Below are 14,325 nucleotides of genomic sequence, written 5' to 3'. Positions count from 1 at the left end.
AACCCCTGCCGTTACTTTTACTTTTTCAATACCCATTGCTGTCACCTCCGGGCGCCACGACACCGAACACCTTGATGAAAATCACCGCGATTAGAGCTACGCAGCCGAAGATCAGCACACTGATAGCCGAGCCAAGCCCCACGTTGAATCCTTTAAACAGGTTGTCGTAGCCCAGGATCGATACCGAATCGGTGTTGTTGACGCCTCGGGTCAACACATAGATGTTGTCGAAAATGCGGAACGCGTCCAACGTCCGGAATAACAACGCCACCATGACCGCCGGCTTAATGATCGGCAAGATGATCTTGGTCAGCCGCCGCCACGCACCAGCGCCATCCATCTGCGCAGCTTTAAGCAAATCCTCAGGAACCAGTGCCAACCCGACCAGTAACAACAACGACATGAACGGGGTAGTCTTCCAGACCTCCACGATGATAACTATGCTCAAAGACGGGATCTGTTCGGTCAACGGCACACTACCTTGGGGCAGCAGGCTCGCCAAATATCCGGTGCCCGGCGTCCAGGCATAATACCAACTGTATGACGCGACCACCGTGACGATGCTGTAAGGGATGAGCACCGCGATGCGCACCAGGCTCTTGCCGAGGAGGGTGCGGTGCATCACCAGCGCCAGCATCAGGCCCAGAATGAATTCGATCGACACTGAAACCACAGTGATCGCCAAAGTCACCGCAAGTGCCGTCCACCAATACGGGTCGGTCAAGATTGTTTGGTAGTTGCCTAAACCGATAAACACAGTCTCGTTCGGGGTCGCCAAGCTGTAACGTTGCAGACTCAGCCAGACCGCGTATCCGATAGGATAGGCCGTCACCACCAGCATCAACATCGCCGCGGGCGTAACCAGAAGAAACGCCAGTCGCTGTTCTGGCTGCACACTGCTGGCGCGCACGTGCCACGACTTGCCGACCACCGCTGTCATAGCCGCTGCTCTCCCCACAAGCAGACGGTCACGGCAACAAGCCCTTCCCGTCGATAGCCTTTTGCACCTGCGCAGCGAGCCGGTCGGCCATGGGCTCCGGGTCAATGTCGGTGATGGGATTCAGCGCGGCCGACAGCCGGATCGAAACCGCCTGATAAGCCGGCGTCACCGGCCGCACCGCGGCATCGGTCAGCTGTTGTCGAATGATGGTATACATCGGGTACTTGTCCTGAAAGGCTGGGTCGGAGTACAGCGAGGCCCGTACTGCCGGGAGACCCCCTTCGATCGAGAGGTACTGCTGGCTTTGCTCACTGCGCAGACACCTTACGGCTTCAAACGCTTCGGCCTTATGACGGCTGGTGCTAGCCACCGCCAGGTTCAGCCCGCCGATCGTCACCTTGGCCGGTTCGCTACGCGACACACTGGGATACGGCGCGAAACCAAACACATTCCGGGTAGCCTGATACGCAATGCGAAATTGTTCGTCGTTGGGCACGAATGTCCCGACGTTGTTGATGCTACCGGCCAACTCGGAGATCCGATCTAGCGGCAGGAAAGCCACCCCGCCCTTCACCGCGTTCTCTAGCATCGACGCCAGCACGAACGGCCAGTTGACCTCCAGCGCAGCCTTTCCTTGCTCGACCGCTAACCGCGCGGTAGCTTCATCGGTCCGGGTAATCGACGGGTCGGCTCCGGGTACGGTAGCCACCGCCTTGATGATCCGCAACGCGCGGACGGTGGCAGCCCGGTGCTCCGGCGTGTCAGTCAAGGTGACGTGACGACCATCCTCGGACAGCACCTGACCGCCCGCACTCGCTAACAGCGTGTTGAACCACACCACGAGTCCCTCACCCTGGTTGGCCTGCACGGCAATCCAGCTGGGCTCGCCGGCCGCATGCAACCGAGCCGCCTCAGCCACCATGCCATTCCAATCACCTGGCGGTTGATCCACCAAATCTGTTCGGTACCAGAGCAATTGGGTATTAGTAGTGACAGGCGCGGCATACAATTTGCGCTTCCAAGTGGCTGTCGCGAGTGGGCCCGGGAGAGTGTCAACGATCGCGTCGGGCTCAGCCAGCCCCGCCGGGTCTTCAGATAGCGGCAGCGTCCATCCCGCCTCAGCGAACTCCGCTGTCCACACCACATCCATCGCCATCACGTCCAAGCTGCGGTCTTTACCGGTCAGTCGCCGGGCCAATTGCAGTCGCTGCTCGTCTGGCGACCTCGGCAGACTCACATGCTGAATGGCGAACCGACCGTCGAATTGCTCAGTGCAGCGCCGGGCAACCTCGGTAAATGTCGCATCCTCGCTAGCAGGTGTGTAGAAGCTAATCACTAACTGGTCACCGCCGGCCCCACAGGCCAACACCACTGACGCAAGGGTCAAAGCTGCAAGTATGATTGTACCCGCTCGGTGGACGCGCCGACTCACCACCACCTCCTCCCCTCCCGTCAAGGTGCCAGATCGCCAGGCGCGTCAGCAGATCGCGCGCCTTCTCCGCATTGTCCGGATAGCAGAGTACGTTGTAGCGGTCGGCCACTAAAAATTGTAAAGTCAAACTGAAGTTGGTGTAAAGTGAAACTGAAATTCCTTGTACCACGGGTCATTGCGTAGGGAACTGCGGAAGTCATCAACCGAAAACACACTGGCGACCAAACTAGTGGTCAACGTCACACACGGATTAGGACTAAAAAAATAGAAGCCAAAAACCAACCCGATAAACAAACCAAGCCAGGGCCCGCTCAGTACGCCGTCACCCAAGTACTTTTGCCCATGTTAACTGACATGTAACCCATTCCATCTGCACATGCGGTCGACACCAACAATGGTCACCTGCTGAACCGAGAATTACTTTTCGGATAGTTGCTAGTGAATGACCTGCTTTTCTTCGGCATAGCTTCAGCTACGGCCCGACAGGCCAGCCTTTGGGCGAAGTCGGTAACCCGGGCCTGTCAAGGCGACCCGCGCCCGTCGTCGCAGGAACCTGTCCAGACGGAAAAGGCTAGTCATCGATGCTCACATTCTCCTCTGCCCTCTCATTCCTGGACCATCGTTTCATCTGAACACTTCCACACTCTCCAGAGAAACCTGCAGACAAGACAACCTTTACTTTAATCAAACATGACATCCCTCGCTTTCAGTGCCAGGCCCCACGGCACGCAGAGCACACCCGTAGTTGTGGATCCAGTGCTGACCCGACACCACGCCGTCTCACCAACCCGTCGAATCATCCGCTACCGCCTTCGATTTGCGACCGCAGCCACCGATAGCGCATAGGCTAATGTTTAACAGCATGACAGCTCCCGGCGACGCCTTCGGCGAGAGTGCCCACGAAGATGAGGCGAACCCGCCAGCCGTTACGAGGCCCCCAAGACAGCCGGTTTGGGGTGGCCCCTGGCATCCGACCGCACCACCGCACGCAGCCGATCACACGCACGCGACATATCCGCTACCTGATGTTCCTCCAGGCTATCCGTCGGACCTTCCGACCGACTATCCAGAACCCATAGCGCCCACCCCACCGGGATACGGACAACCGCTAAGCTATGGTGGGCCGCCCTACCCACCGCCGCAATTTGGCACACCTGCAACTGGCCATGGTCCTGGGTCACTTTGGCATCCGGGTGAATATCCAGGCAACTATCCGGGGGGCTACTATCCGCCGAATTACCTGGGGGGTTACGGAGCAACACAGCCAGGAATGAACGTGATGGCGATCGCCTCGCTAATATCCTCGTTCGCCGGGTTGGTGTGCTGCATAGGCTCGATCCTGGCCATCGTGCTCGGCGCCATCGCCCTCGAGCAGACCAAGCGGACTCGCCAAGAAGGCTACGGCCTAGCCGTTGCCGGCATAGTGATCGGGATCGCGACCCTGCTGGTGAGTTTGACCGTCGCAGTATTCGCGCTGCATTCGCACTAAGCCTGTGTGGTACTACCATACCGATCCGGGCAACTGCCTATCTGGGACGCGGCTGCTTGCGCTCTACCGGCATGGGATCGGTCAATAAGGTGCATATGGCGCTGCTCTCGCGGATGTTGGTATTGGGCCCACTTGACGAATCCTGCAGGCGAATCCGTGATGTCGTGATCAGCATAAGTATCGTACACCAGCAACCACGAATCCTGGGATTGGCCGCCAATTGGGCGACCAGCCGCAGCATTTTCATCCTGATTCTGCGGGTGGCAGCGATGATTCCGACCTTCCCCCACGCTGTCGTCAATGGTGTTCGTAGCCCAACCCGCCCACAGCCACACCTTACCGGGTGTCTACCTAGGCTACGTACACCTTTAACGGCTGCTCCGCAAAGCGGCAGCCAAGCTAGTCCGTGGAATTATCAACACTCAACTACCTACACCTACGCTGACACCGGAGACTTCCTTGGTCCCGGTGACCCGGTACCTGGCCGCCTGCGCCCTGTTACACGGGCCGGTGCTAGACAACCAAAATCACCTTTCGGTAGAGGTGAGCGTGGACCGACCTGTTCGACCATCTTCTGCCTTACGATTGGCGCGTGGATGTGCCAGAGCTCTCAGAGGACGGAATCCACCGGTGCACCAGGAGGGATCCTTATGCGGAAGTCCCCCCGCTACGATGCTTACCACACGAACATCGCGCAGGTTGCCACCGAGTTGGGCCGCCGAGACCGTCCGAGCACATCACCGAGTCAATCGCGCGTTTCTTTAGCACCGGCTGCTATCTGCTGCTGCACACAATCGTGGTGTTGTTGTGGGTCGCATTGAATCTGTTCGCACTCAAGTGGCGCTGGGATCCATACCCTATTAATCGTGCTCAACCTGGCTTTTCTCCACACAAGCCGCCTACGCGGCACCGCTCATTCGGCTAGCCCAGAATCGTTAAGAGAACCGAGACCGAGTTGCACTCGAAGAAGATCGTCGTAACGCTGCGCACACCAAGTTCGACACCGAGTATTTTACCCGCTAACTGGCTACTTTGTGGCCAGCTATCGGCAAGGTCAGGACGCGCGAATACCCACATCAAGCACTAAAAGACTCGTGTATCGAGCCGATCCAGACCGGTGACGGCATCGATCGGCGCACGAAGAAATCCAGGTGAGAACCACGCCCTCATTGCGCTACTCCGGTCACAAGAATTGTGTTATGTACGGTAAATTTGTTCATGAGACTAAGTAATAGGTTAGAAGATGTGGTTGCCCACAGCGCACTGAGGATAGTTTGCGTGCGCATAAGGGAACGCTGGGGTGCAAATCCGGCCGTCGCAGCAGTGCAGTAGCAGGCGCGTCGAACAACGCGGGTGCCTACGTCCGGAGCACGATACGCCTTCGACGTCAAAGGCCACGGCATCGGCCGGGCACAGCCGATCCACAAAATCTGTTCAGACTTCCACACTGGCCACTGCCCGGTACCTATGCAGCGACGGGACCAACCTGCGCCATCTACCGCAGGTTATTCGTCGGGGTCTTATGCTACAAGCACTCAACTCGGCGACATACGCACAGAACGTGCTGGGTTGGGTCGCGACCTATGCCACCGGCGTCACCTGGTGGATCTGCTGCCAATCACCGAGCCGGTGTCGCTACTTGGCGACGCACACCTCGAACGTCCGGATGGACTCGGCCCTAGACTGCCGTTGAACGTCAACGACACAGCCGATTAACGAGGATCCGATAGCCCAGCTGCCACTGATCGACTTCAAGCCCGTTAGGCAGCCGCCAATGTGTGTTCGTGGCTGGCACCCGGCACATCGCAACCAGTAGCGCCACTGCCTTGCTGCCACACTGATCTGCATCGACCCATCGAGCTCGGCGCCCGCTCCGGCCAACTGACTACTCGGCGGGCCGAGCGAACGTCGAGCCACCTACACTCGGCTGTGATGTCTAGAACTGATCGTAACGCTGCCGACCTGAAATCGGCGGTCAGCACAGCGCTGGCAAAAGTGATCGACCCCGAACTACAGCGCCCCATCACTGAACTCGGGATGGTCAAAAACATCGACATCGAGCCGGGTGGCAACGTACAGGTAGGGATTTACCTGACCATCGCTAGCTGCCCGAAAAAATCCGAAATCAGTAAACGCGTCACCAAGGCTATTGCTGACGTTCCCGGCACCGCGGCAGTGGAGGTCAGTCTGGACGTGATGAGCGACGAGCAGCGCACCAAGTTGCGCAAAAAGTTACGCGGTGATGCCCGTGAACCGATGATCCCGTTCGCTCAACCCAACTCGCTGACCCGAGTGTATACAGTGGCATCCGGCAAGGGAGGAGTCGGAAAGTCCACCGTCACCGTCAACCTAGCCACGGCGATTGCTGCCCGCGGCCTGGCGGTCGGGGTTCTCGACGCCGACATCCACGGCCACTCCATCCCCCGGATGATGGGTAGCAACCAGCGACCTATACAGCTTGAGTCAATGATTTTACCGCCTATCGTCCACGAGGTAAAAGTCATCTCGATAGGCCAGTTCACCGAGGGCAACACGCCGGTAATATGGCGCGGGCCAATGCTGCACCGGGCATTGCAGCAGTTTCTATCCGACGTGTATTGGGGCGATCTGGACGTGCTGATGCTCGATCTGCCGCCGGGCACCGGCGACATCGCCATCTCGGTAGCTCAGTTAATCCCGAACGCCGAGATTCTCGTGGTGACCACGCCACAGCTGGCCGCAGCCGAGGTAGCCGAACGAGCCGGCAGCATCGCCCTACAGACCCGCCAACGTATTGTCGGTGTCGTGGAGAACATGTCGGGACTTATGATGCCGGACGGCTCAAGACTACAAGTATTTGGCGAAGGCGGAGGCCAACAAGTCGCCGAGCGGCTCTCACGTGCAGTCGGCACCGACGTGCCGCTGCTGGGTCAGATCCCGCTGGACCCCGCGCTGGTGGCCGCCGGTGATTCGGGTATACCAATCGTGTTGAACGCGTCCGACTCGCCGGTAGGCAAGGAACTGCTCCGCATCGCCGACGGATTGTCATCGCGGCAGCGCAGACTGGCAGGGGTGTCACTGGGGCTCGACCCGTCGCGGCGCTAACGCTAAGGAGTCGCACTGGCAAGTTCGTCGGCGGTTCACATTCGTCGAAATGTAACTGTTGACTTGTACTTTGTGTGCATGTTCTGTTGTGGGGGTGGAGTAAAGGGTGGTGGGTCAGTGTATTGGCGGGTCGGTGCGTCAGGTCGCAAAGGTCGGTATCGATGCCGTGGTGATGCGGGTATGAGAGTCGTTTCGAGGTCTTGGTCTCACGCTGGGGTTGTACAGCGATTCTGTGGTAGGGCGTTGTCTTGTGGTTGATCATGGCCGCAGTGATCACATCAGTGCTGTGGTCCTTGGATAGGTGTAGCAGCTGCACGAATCCGCTACTTGTGTTCGGCCAGGGCGCCGATTTGGGGGTCTAATTTTTGCCGATGATTACATCATCCGCCCAATGCTATGAGGTTAGAGCACCACACGGTCGTGTAGTTTTCGCGGGACGTGCACTGGTGGTGGCCATACCTAGAGAATAATGGTGGTGCCCGGTTTTAGCGTGCTGTGCCCTCAGCGTGCGGAACATCCACCCAGTGCGCACATGTTGGTTGAGCTTGGACTCGATGTTGAAGTGTTTTATAGGACACCTGCATCTTTCGGGCCGGTCGGGATAGGTTTTGGGCCAACACCCCCACAATTTGTTCGGGACTGTACTTCTTGGCCAGCACACATGTCTATCTCCGTACGCAGCTGCCCACAACGCTCACCTTGCCGGCCTTTAAAGCCACTGGGCCCACTGCTCACTGCATAGCTAAGCAATACAAGCTCAGTAACCCGATTGAGCGTCTTAGCCAGCATAGTTGGTGTCGAATCAGTGCAACCCCCAAAGCAACCCGCAAACACGCGGGCCCCACCCTTGCTGGTGATCTCACGCACGATCCCCACCCCCACCCAACCCAAACGAACGGTTAACGATCGATCACATCAACTCACAACACTGCAACACACCGCCACCCTTTACTCCACCCCCACAACAGAACATGCACACAAAGTACAATTCAACAATCTTGCAGCAAGTGAAGCTAAAATCAGGTCGCATCAGTATCGAATGGCGTCTGGTGATGGTCGCGGTCCTGTTGTTTAGCCGCAGCAGGCCGGTCGAAGTTCCCCGTAAACAGGGAGTCATCGCCGTCGAGGAGGTGCTTGGTAAGCGCTGCACGGGGTGTCATACCCCGCAACTTCTGTAGCTCCCCGAATTGGCCACGCAGATCGTCGAACTCGGGGCCAATGTCCTCGCGCAGCTGGTTGGTCACACCGCTGAGGTAATCGCGCGTCTGCCGCAGTGCGCCCAACGTCCAGCGGATGGCTCCGGGAAACCGTTCCGGGCCAAGCACCACCAGCCCGACGACCACAAGGACGAGCATTTCCCCCCAACCAATGTTGGCGAACACTAGCTACTATCGGGGTCGGATTTCACCGTCAGCGTGACGTGCCGACCGTCGCGGACCACCTCTACTGAGGCGTCCTGTCCAATGGTCAGCTGCCGCACGGCAACGATGAACTCATCGGCGTCGGCGACTTTCCGGTTGCCGACCTTGACTATGACGTCGTTTTCCAGGATTCCGCCCTTTTGCGCGGGGCTTCCTGCCTTCACATTGGCCACCTGGGCGCCGGACGCGATAGCGTTGCTCACCGACCGGGTGCTGACCCCCAACGTCGGGTGCACGATCTTGCCGTCCTTGATCAGTGTTTGCACAACCGATTTCATCTCGTCGACCGGGATCGCAAAGCTCAGCCCACTGGCGCTGTCCGACAGTGACTTGCCGGCAGTATTGATGCCGATCACCTGGGAATCCATGTCGATCAGCGGCCCACCAGAGTTGCCATGGTTGATTGATGCGTCGGTCTGGATGGCATCGATGACGGTGTCCGTGTCAGATCCCTCTCCCGATAACGGGACAGGGCGGTGCAGTGCGCTAACGATGCCGTGGGTCACCGTGCTGCGCAGCCCAAGCGGCGCACCCGCTGCGATAACCTCATCACCAACCCGCACCTTGCCGGAATCACCAAGCCGCGCCACCGTCAGGTTGTCGACGTTATCGACCTTGAGTACGGCCAGGTCGGTCTTGGGGTCGCGGCCCACCAGATTGGCGGGCACGTCCTTGCCGTCGTTGAACACCACGGTCGTCTTGAACTGGCTGGGCTTGTTGGCCGCTTCGGAAATCACGTGGTTGTTAGTGACGATGTAGCCGCGGCCATCGATGATGACACCGGAGCCCTGCATTTCCTCCTGGTCACTCTTCGACTCAATCGTCACCACGGAGTCAGCTACCGCCGCCGCCACCTTGGCGAAACGACCGGCCGGCTCTTCAGTATTGTTAGTGGTTGCCAACGTCACTTTCGACGTGGTGAACGCGTCGACGATTTCAGCCGTCTTACGACCGATCACACCGCCGATAGCACCCAGCGCCAAAGCAATAAAGACCAAGATGACCAGGGCAAGGTAGGACACTCTGCCGCCAAATAGCACGTCGCGCACACCGAGTTTGCCGCATTGACCCAACTCAGTGTGCGGCACCGGTGAAGCCACTGCAGGACTCGCCAGAGTAGCCGCAGCCGCAGGGTCTCGCCACGGATCATCGGGTTCGTCCAGCTGAGTGGCATCTTTCTCAGCAGCCAGCGCACCCGCATCGATAGGATGGCGCTGCAGCGAATCGACGCTCCCGAATGGCCGGCTGAATGCCTCGGCAAGGACGGGGTCGGCTGGTTGATCATCAGGCCTGAATTCGCTGCGGTCTCGATATTTCTGTGGGCGCACATATTCAGCTACAAAGGATCCCGAAAACCCACAGGGGCGGCCGAACGCCTCACGGGACGCGGCGTCGACAGGAGGCCTGGCGACGGGGCGCGTCGCCAGGTGATGGCCGGGATTTTGGTCGTTGTTGGTGCCTTGGTCGGAGGTCACATTATCCTCTTCTGAGCGCTCGAGACAGGGCCTGTTACGGCGCCGATATCGGATTACCGCGTTGTCGGTGTCCACCCTAGTATTCACCGTCCCCGCTTGGTCGGCACGCAGTCACACGCCAGCAGCTATCACCTGAACTCGGTAACTTAGCTGTCAAGCTATCAGCGTTTACCCTGTTCACGGGCAACGCCATCAACGAAACGGTCGGATACTGATCCTTCCGAAAAGGGCTCAGAGACCGGCGATGTGTAGTCAGGCGAACAGCGCGGAATTGCAGTCAGTAATCCGAATAACGTGCTCGGGATGCGAATCGGGTGAGAGTCACGCAGCGCTGCACGCGTTCGGCTTTGATCATCGACTTCGGCCGCGCATTGAGCGCAGAGCGAAATGTGATGCGCAGCGCGCAAGTGCGCGTTCATTCGCAACTCACCATCGACAAACGCCGCGATCGCCTCGACGGACAGATGTTCGGTGGAGCCGAACCGCCGTGGCGCGCCTACTGGCGCATCGTTCTGGGACGCAAATTGAGCAGGGAGCCAAGAGAACACGCGCCGGAACACCTGCCCGCGGTCGGCCATCACCAGCCCCTTTCACTGCCGCCCATACCTAGAATGTAGCGCGGCGTAGTGCCCAATACTCGTATAACGCCGGCAAACCTCAGTATTATTTTGGCCCGGCCAGTTCCTCCTGGACACCACAGAACGATGTCTTTGGAGAATGGGGGATACTACGCCGACTTAACGTGCGTAGCGTCGGTGGTGGCACCGTCTCTGGGATGCGCGGTTAGGAGGTAGTCGCGTAGCGCCTGCCGGCCGCGGTGTATGCGGCTACGTACGGTGCCCAGCTTCACACCCAAGGTTGCACCGATCTCCTCGTAGGACAAACCTTCGATGTCACACAGCACGACAGCGGCACGAAATTCCGGCGGCAGTGAATCTAAGGCAGCCTGTAGATCAGGTCCCAGCCTCGAATCGTGATAGATCTGCTCGGGATTGGGCTCGTCGGCAGGTACCCGGTCGTAATCATCGGGCAAGGCGTCCATGCGGATACGGGCACGCCGACGGACCATATCAAGGAACAGATTCGTCGTGATGCGATGCAGCCATCCCTCAAAGGTTCCTGGCTGGTAGTTCTGGACCGATCGGAACACTCGAATGAAGGTCTCTTGCGTCAAGTCCTCAGCGTCGTGCTGGTTGCCTGAAAGGCGATAAGCTAGCCAATATACCCGAGCCGCGTGTTGACGCACCAATTCCTCCCACGACGGCATCGTTGCCTTGTCCCCAGTCGCGTCGAATACCGCGGTGCCCTGCAACGCGTCAAATGGTTCTACCCAGTCGTCGTCTCGGCTGGGTGGGGGATGAGACATTATGGTCGGGCTCAACAAGTTGGTGATAATCAGATCCTCCGGACTTGCTCTTCCGTCGAGGGTAGGCGATTCGTCACCCGGCACAACACGCAATGGGCACTGTGTATTCCCGGTCCAGCGCCCTTCACGTTCCATACCGATACCGTCACCCATCGGCGTATACGCGATATAGGAGCAAACTGCGGTTTACCTGAGAAACCATAGCTTGAACAGCGCTGCACAGCAGAATTCGCGGTGCACACCGCGAATGTGATGTTCGTCGCTTCGAGATTTATGGAGCGTGTCGCGATGGTCACCAGGCCACGACCGCAGGTCGCTGCGCCGAGGCTAATTACGTGGCCCCTTACTCGCACCGCTGGTACCAACCGCTCGCCGTCGCCACACTAAGCGCGCCTGCCTGACCACGCTGCGAATTCGACATACGCTGCGGGCATGTACGGTACCGGTAACAATGCGGTCACCCCCGACCAAGCGGCCGCCAGTCGAGCCGATTCACTCTTCGCACACGCAGAGGGGTCGATATCAGAAGACGCCATCCTGGCCAGCGCACGCGAGCGCTCCGAAGAGATCGGCGCCAGGGCGGTAACACCCGCGGTCGGGGCACTATTGAGCCTGCTGACCAAGCTCAGCGGCGGCAAAGCCGTCGCTGAGGTCGGTACCGGTGCCGGAGTCAGCGGACTATGGTTGTTGTCTGGCATGAGCTACGACGGTGTCTTGACCACAATCGATATCGAGCCCGAGTATCTGCGGCTGGCCAAGCAGGCATTCTCCGAGGCGGGTATTGGGCCGTCGCGTACCCGGCTAATCAGCGGCCGCGGCCAAGATGTACTGACCCGGCTCGCGGACGAATCCTATGACCTGGTGTTCATCGACGCCGACCCGATCGACCAGCCGGCTTACGTCGTCGAGGGCGTGCGACTGCTGCGATCTTGCGGGATCATCGTGGTGCACCGAGCGGCGTTAGGCGGGCGGGCCGGTGATCCCGCGGCACGCGATGCCGAGGTGACCGCGGTTCGCGAGGCAGCCCGACTCATCGCCGAAAACGAGCGACTCACCCCTGCGCTGGTGCCACTCGGCGATGGGCTGCTGGCCGCAGTCCGCGAATAACCAATTTTACGGATTCCTAACGCACCACATCATTGACCGAGAACTGAACGCACGTTTAGCATCCAACACACAATGTTCAGTCGATCTGACCGCTGCCGCTCGGATCCGCGATGCAGTCATCGAGTTGTTCGGCGAACACAACTTCGAAGCCAGTTTGCGCGCCATCGCCGAAGCAGGGGGATAGGCGCGTCGCTGGTCATCCACCACTTTCGGCTTCAAGGACGGCCGTCACAAAGCGTGCGATGCCTACCTCGTTAAAGAGGTCTGCAGCGGCAAGTCGGCCAGCGATGTAGTCCGCAACCCGGCGACATGGCTTGCGCAAGTAGCCGAGGTCAAGTCTTACACACCGCTGATAACCTACTGGGTGCACAAGTATGCAATCTGGCGATGAATGAGCAACTATATTGCTGCACAAAATAATGGATGACGACAAAGTGTACCTTGACGAGGAAGTACGCATCTGAAACGCGTAAGCCAAGTCGCGATCCCCAAACCAGGGCAAAGTATCTGGCGATAACGGGTAGCAGTAGCTACCTGCTGTATCTGCATATACACGAAAATTCAACGGAACTGCGTGAGTTACTACGCGACTATGCACGCGAAATCCTACTGCCCTCCACTGGAAATCTACGCCGACCGATTGACGGGAGAATCGAATACCAGCTCTCAGAACCTATCGAAATCGTAAGCTGACCAAGAGTTCCTGTTTAATTGTGTGCATTGGATGAACTTGACCTAACGGTGCACACAGGACAGATGCACGGCTTCCTCGGACCTAATAGCACCGAGAAGTGTACCACCATCCACATCCTACTGGTTTTGGCTAATACTGACAGCGAAAACACTACTACTACTACTCGGCGGCGACACTTGGACCGACCCCGTAGAATTTCACCGGAAGATCGCTTATGTGCCAGGAATTGTCACGCTGTGGTCTTCGCTAACCGAAACCGAAACTATCGATTTGCTGGACCGCATGCGTGGCGGCATCGACGAGAGTTAGCGCGACGAGCTACTAAAGCGCTTCGACCTTGACCCACATAAGAAAGCACGCACCTACTCGAAAAACAACTGGAAAAAGACTTCACGGATTTCTTTCCTTTTCCTCACGAGCCCGACTACCACTACTACTCTTAGACGAGCCGGGCACCGGCTTCGACTCGTTGATGGATAACATGTTTGAACATTTGCGTTGCCGAAGCGTGCAACCGCGGCGTGACGATGCTGTTGTCCAGCCACATCCTGACCGAACCAGAGGCACTGTGCCGACGAGTGACCATCATCCGAGCCAGTAAGATCGTCAAGAGCGGTTCTCTGACCTCTCTGCGGCACCTGAGCCGAACCTCGATCAAAGCCGAAATTATCTGCGATCCTGGAAAATATAAACTGGATCCAGGGTGTCTAGGACGAGAGCGTCGACGGCAACACGCTGAGCGCCCAGGTCAACAGTCAAATCCTCTAGGAACTAGATCCGGATATTCGGTTACGCCGGTGTACGCAGCCTGATCCGCCAGCCACCGATTCTTAAAAAACCCTTCTTGCGCCACTACAACATTTCAGACAATTGAAGACACCGACCAGCGCGAACATAGCGGTAAGAGAGGGTCGACGTTATGAGCACCGCAACCCTGGATCGATTGCACTATCTGGCGCACGCGGCGCCCGCTAGTCGGCTCAAACTTCTCTGGCCCGCTTGGGAGGCTACCGGCTGTATCTGCGGCGTGATCGAGTCGTGTTGCCGCTTGTGGGTGTTGCTGCTGTCTCCGCCACTGGCCAGCGTGTATGTGGGAAGCATCTCGATGATCTACCTAACTGAGGCCGCCCATGCCGAATTCGCGGATTCCATCAATCATGGCCAGCCCGACCCAGCACACCCCCTACGGGCAGATCTACAACAACAGCCTTAGAGCGGCAGACATCCGGAAAGCAGGAATGTTCCACTTGCTCATCGCGGTGGCGTTCACAATGATGGGCATGGTTGCTGACGCGTTCACCACCTCGCTTACCCTGC

Annotated in this window: 10 protein-coding genes and 5 pseudogenes; 8 read left to right on the top strand and 7 right to left on the bottom strand. The window is 58.4% G+C overall.

Annotated features, from left to right (window positions below; translation table 11 throughout):
* Nucleotides 1-25: 25 nt before the first annotated feature.
* The 3 genes and pseudogenes from ML_RS05360 to ML_RS15605 all read right to left on the bottom strand — a co-directional run.
* Complete coding sequence (locus ML_RS05360; protein WP_010908119.1) at nt 26-940, bottom strand: carbohydrate ABC transporter permease; 915 nt, start codon at nt 938-940, stop codon at nt 26-28.
* Nucleotides 941-968: 28 nt separating this feature from the next.
* Complete coding sequence (locus ML_RS05355; protein WP_162618318.1) at nt 969-2,378, bottom strand: extracellular solute-binding protein; 1,410 nt, start codon at nt 2,376-2,378, stop codon at nt 969-971.
* A gap of 25 nt (nt 2,379-2,403) precedes the next feature.
* Nucleotides 2,404-2,943 (bottom strand): annotated as a pseudogene (locus ML_RS15605) (general stress protein); the annotation flags it as partial.
* Between the two features lie 291 nt (nt 2,944-3,234).
* Here ML_RS15605 and ML_RS05345 point away from each other — a divergent pair.
* The 4 genes and pseudogenes from ML_RS05345 (at nt 3,235) to ML_RS05335 (ending at nt 6,945) form a co-directional block, all read left to right on the top strand.
* On the top strand, nt 3,235-3,861 hold the full coding sequence (locus ML_RS05345; RefSeq protein WP_041323766.1) for a DUF4190 domain-containing protein: 627 nt from the start codon (nt 3,235-3,237) through the stop codon (nt 3,859-3,861).
* 71 nt (nt 3,862-3,932) lie between these two features.
* A pseudogene (locus tag ML_RS18780) lies at nt 3,933-4,139 on the top strand (magnesium transporter); the annotation flags it as partial.
* Nucleotides 4,140-4,533: 394 nt separating this feature from the next.
* Nucleotides 4,534-5,016 (top strand): annotated as a pseudogene (locus ML_RS15600) (DUF1003 domain-containing protein).
* A gap of 777 nt (nt 5,017-5,793) precedes the next feature.
* On the top strand, nt 5,794-6,945 hold the full coding sequence (locus ML_RS05335) for an Mrp/NBP35 family ATP-binding protein (RefSeq protein WP_010908117.1): 1,152 nt from the start codon (nt 5,794-5,796) through the stop codon (nt 6,943-6,945).
* Between the two features lie 1,019 nt (nt 6,946-7,964).
* Here ML_RS05335 and tatB read toward each other — a convergent pair.
* The 4 genes from tatB to sigE form a co-directional block, all read right to left on the bottom strand.
* Nucleotides 7,965-8,327, bottom strand: a complete 363-nt coding sequence (gene tatB, locus ML_RS05330; protein ID WP_010908116.1) for a Sec-independent protein translocase protein TatB — start codon at nt 8,325-8,327, stop codon at nt 7,965-7,967.
* On the bottom strand, nt 8,327-9,841 hold the full coding sequence (gene htrA, locus ML_RS05325) for a serine protease HtrA (protein WP_041323763.1): 1,515 nt from the start codon (nt 9,839-9,841) through the stop codon (nt 8,327-8,329). The genes tatB and htrA overlap by 1 nt, the downstream gene beginning before the upstream one ends.
* Nucleotides 9,842-10,002: 161 nt before the next feature.
* Nucleotides 10,003-10,419, bottom strand: a complete 417-nt coding sequence (gene rseA, locus ML_RS05320) for an anti-sigma E factor RseA (RefSeq protein ID WP_162618240.1) — start codon at nt 10,417-10,419, stop codon at nt 10,003-10,005.
* Nucleotides 10,420-10,568: 149 nt separating this feature from the next.
* The gene (gene sigE / locus ML_RS05315; protein WP_041323761.1) at nt 10,569-11,342 is read right to left on the bottom strand and encodes an RNA polymerase sigma factor SigE; all 774 of its coding nucleotides are present in this window, start codon (nt 11,340-11,342) and stop codon (nt 10,569-10,571) included.
* 297 nt (nt 11,343-11,639) lie between these two features.
* Between sigE and ML_RS05310 the strand changes: the two genes are divergently transcribed.
* From ML_RS05310 to ML_RS15585, 4 genes and pseudogenes are all read left to right on the top strand, one after another.
* Entirely contained in the window at nt 11,640-12,314 is a 675-nt protein-coding gene (locus ML_RS05310; RefSeq protein ID WP_010908112.1) for an O-methyltransferase, read from the top strand.
* Nucleotides 12,315-12,357: 43 nt separating this feature from the next.
* Nucleotides 12,358-13,002, top strand: a pseudogene (locus tag ML_RS18775) (TetR family transcriptional regulator).
* 23 nt (nt 13,003-13,025) lie between these two features.
* Nucleotides 13,026-13,882 (top strand): annotated as a pseudogene (locus ML_RS15590) (ATP-binding cassette domain-containing protein).
* 45 nt (nt 13,883-13,927) lie between these two features.
* Complete coding sequence (locus ML_RS15585) at nt 13,928-14,221, top strand: hypothetical protein (RefSeq protein WP_041322593.1); 294 nt, start codon at nt 13,928-13,930, stop codon at nt 14,219-14,221.
* The last annotated feature ends 104 nt before the right edge of the window (nt 14,222-14,325 follow it).

Origin of the sequence: Mycobacterium leprae TN, from assembly GCF_000195855.1 — a bacterium.
Classification (GTDB): Bacteria; Actinomycetota; Actinomycetes; order Mycobacteriales; family Mycobacteriaceae; genus Mycobacterium; species Mycobacterium leprae.
Note: the sequence above shows the minus strand (reverse complement) of the source record. Positions and strands in the feature narration are given on the sequence as shown.

Coding starts and splice junctions, on each gene's coding strand:
- ML_RS05335 (WP_010908117.1), top strand. CDS start 5,794: ATGTCTAGAACTGATCGTAACGCTGCCGACCTGAAATCGGCGGTCAGC.
- ML_RS05345 (WP_041323766.1), top strand. CDS start 3,235: ATGACAGCTCCCGGCGACGCCTTCGGCGAGAGTGCCCACGAAGATGAG.
- rseA (WP_162618240.1), bottom strand. CDS start 10,419: ATGGCCGACCGCGGGCAGGTGTTCCGGCGCGTGTTCTCTTGGCTCCCT.
- ML_RS05310 (WP_010908112.1), top strand. CDS start 11,640: ATGTACGGTACCGGTAACAATGCGGTCACCCCCGACCAAGCGGCCGCC.
- ML_RS05360 (WP_010908119.1), bottom strand. CDS start 940: ATGACAGCGGTGGTCGGCAAGTCGTGGCACGTGCGCGCCAGCAGTGTG.
- ML_RS15585 (WP_041322593.1), top strand. CDS start 13,928: ATGAGCACCGCAACCCTGGATCGATTGCACTATCTGGCGCACGCGGCG.
- sigE (WP_041323761.1), bottom strand. CDS start 11,342: ATGGAACGTGAAGGGCGCTGGACCGGGAATACACAGTGCCCATTGCGT.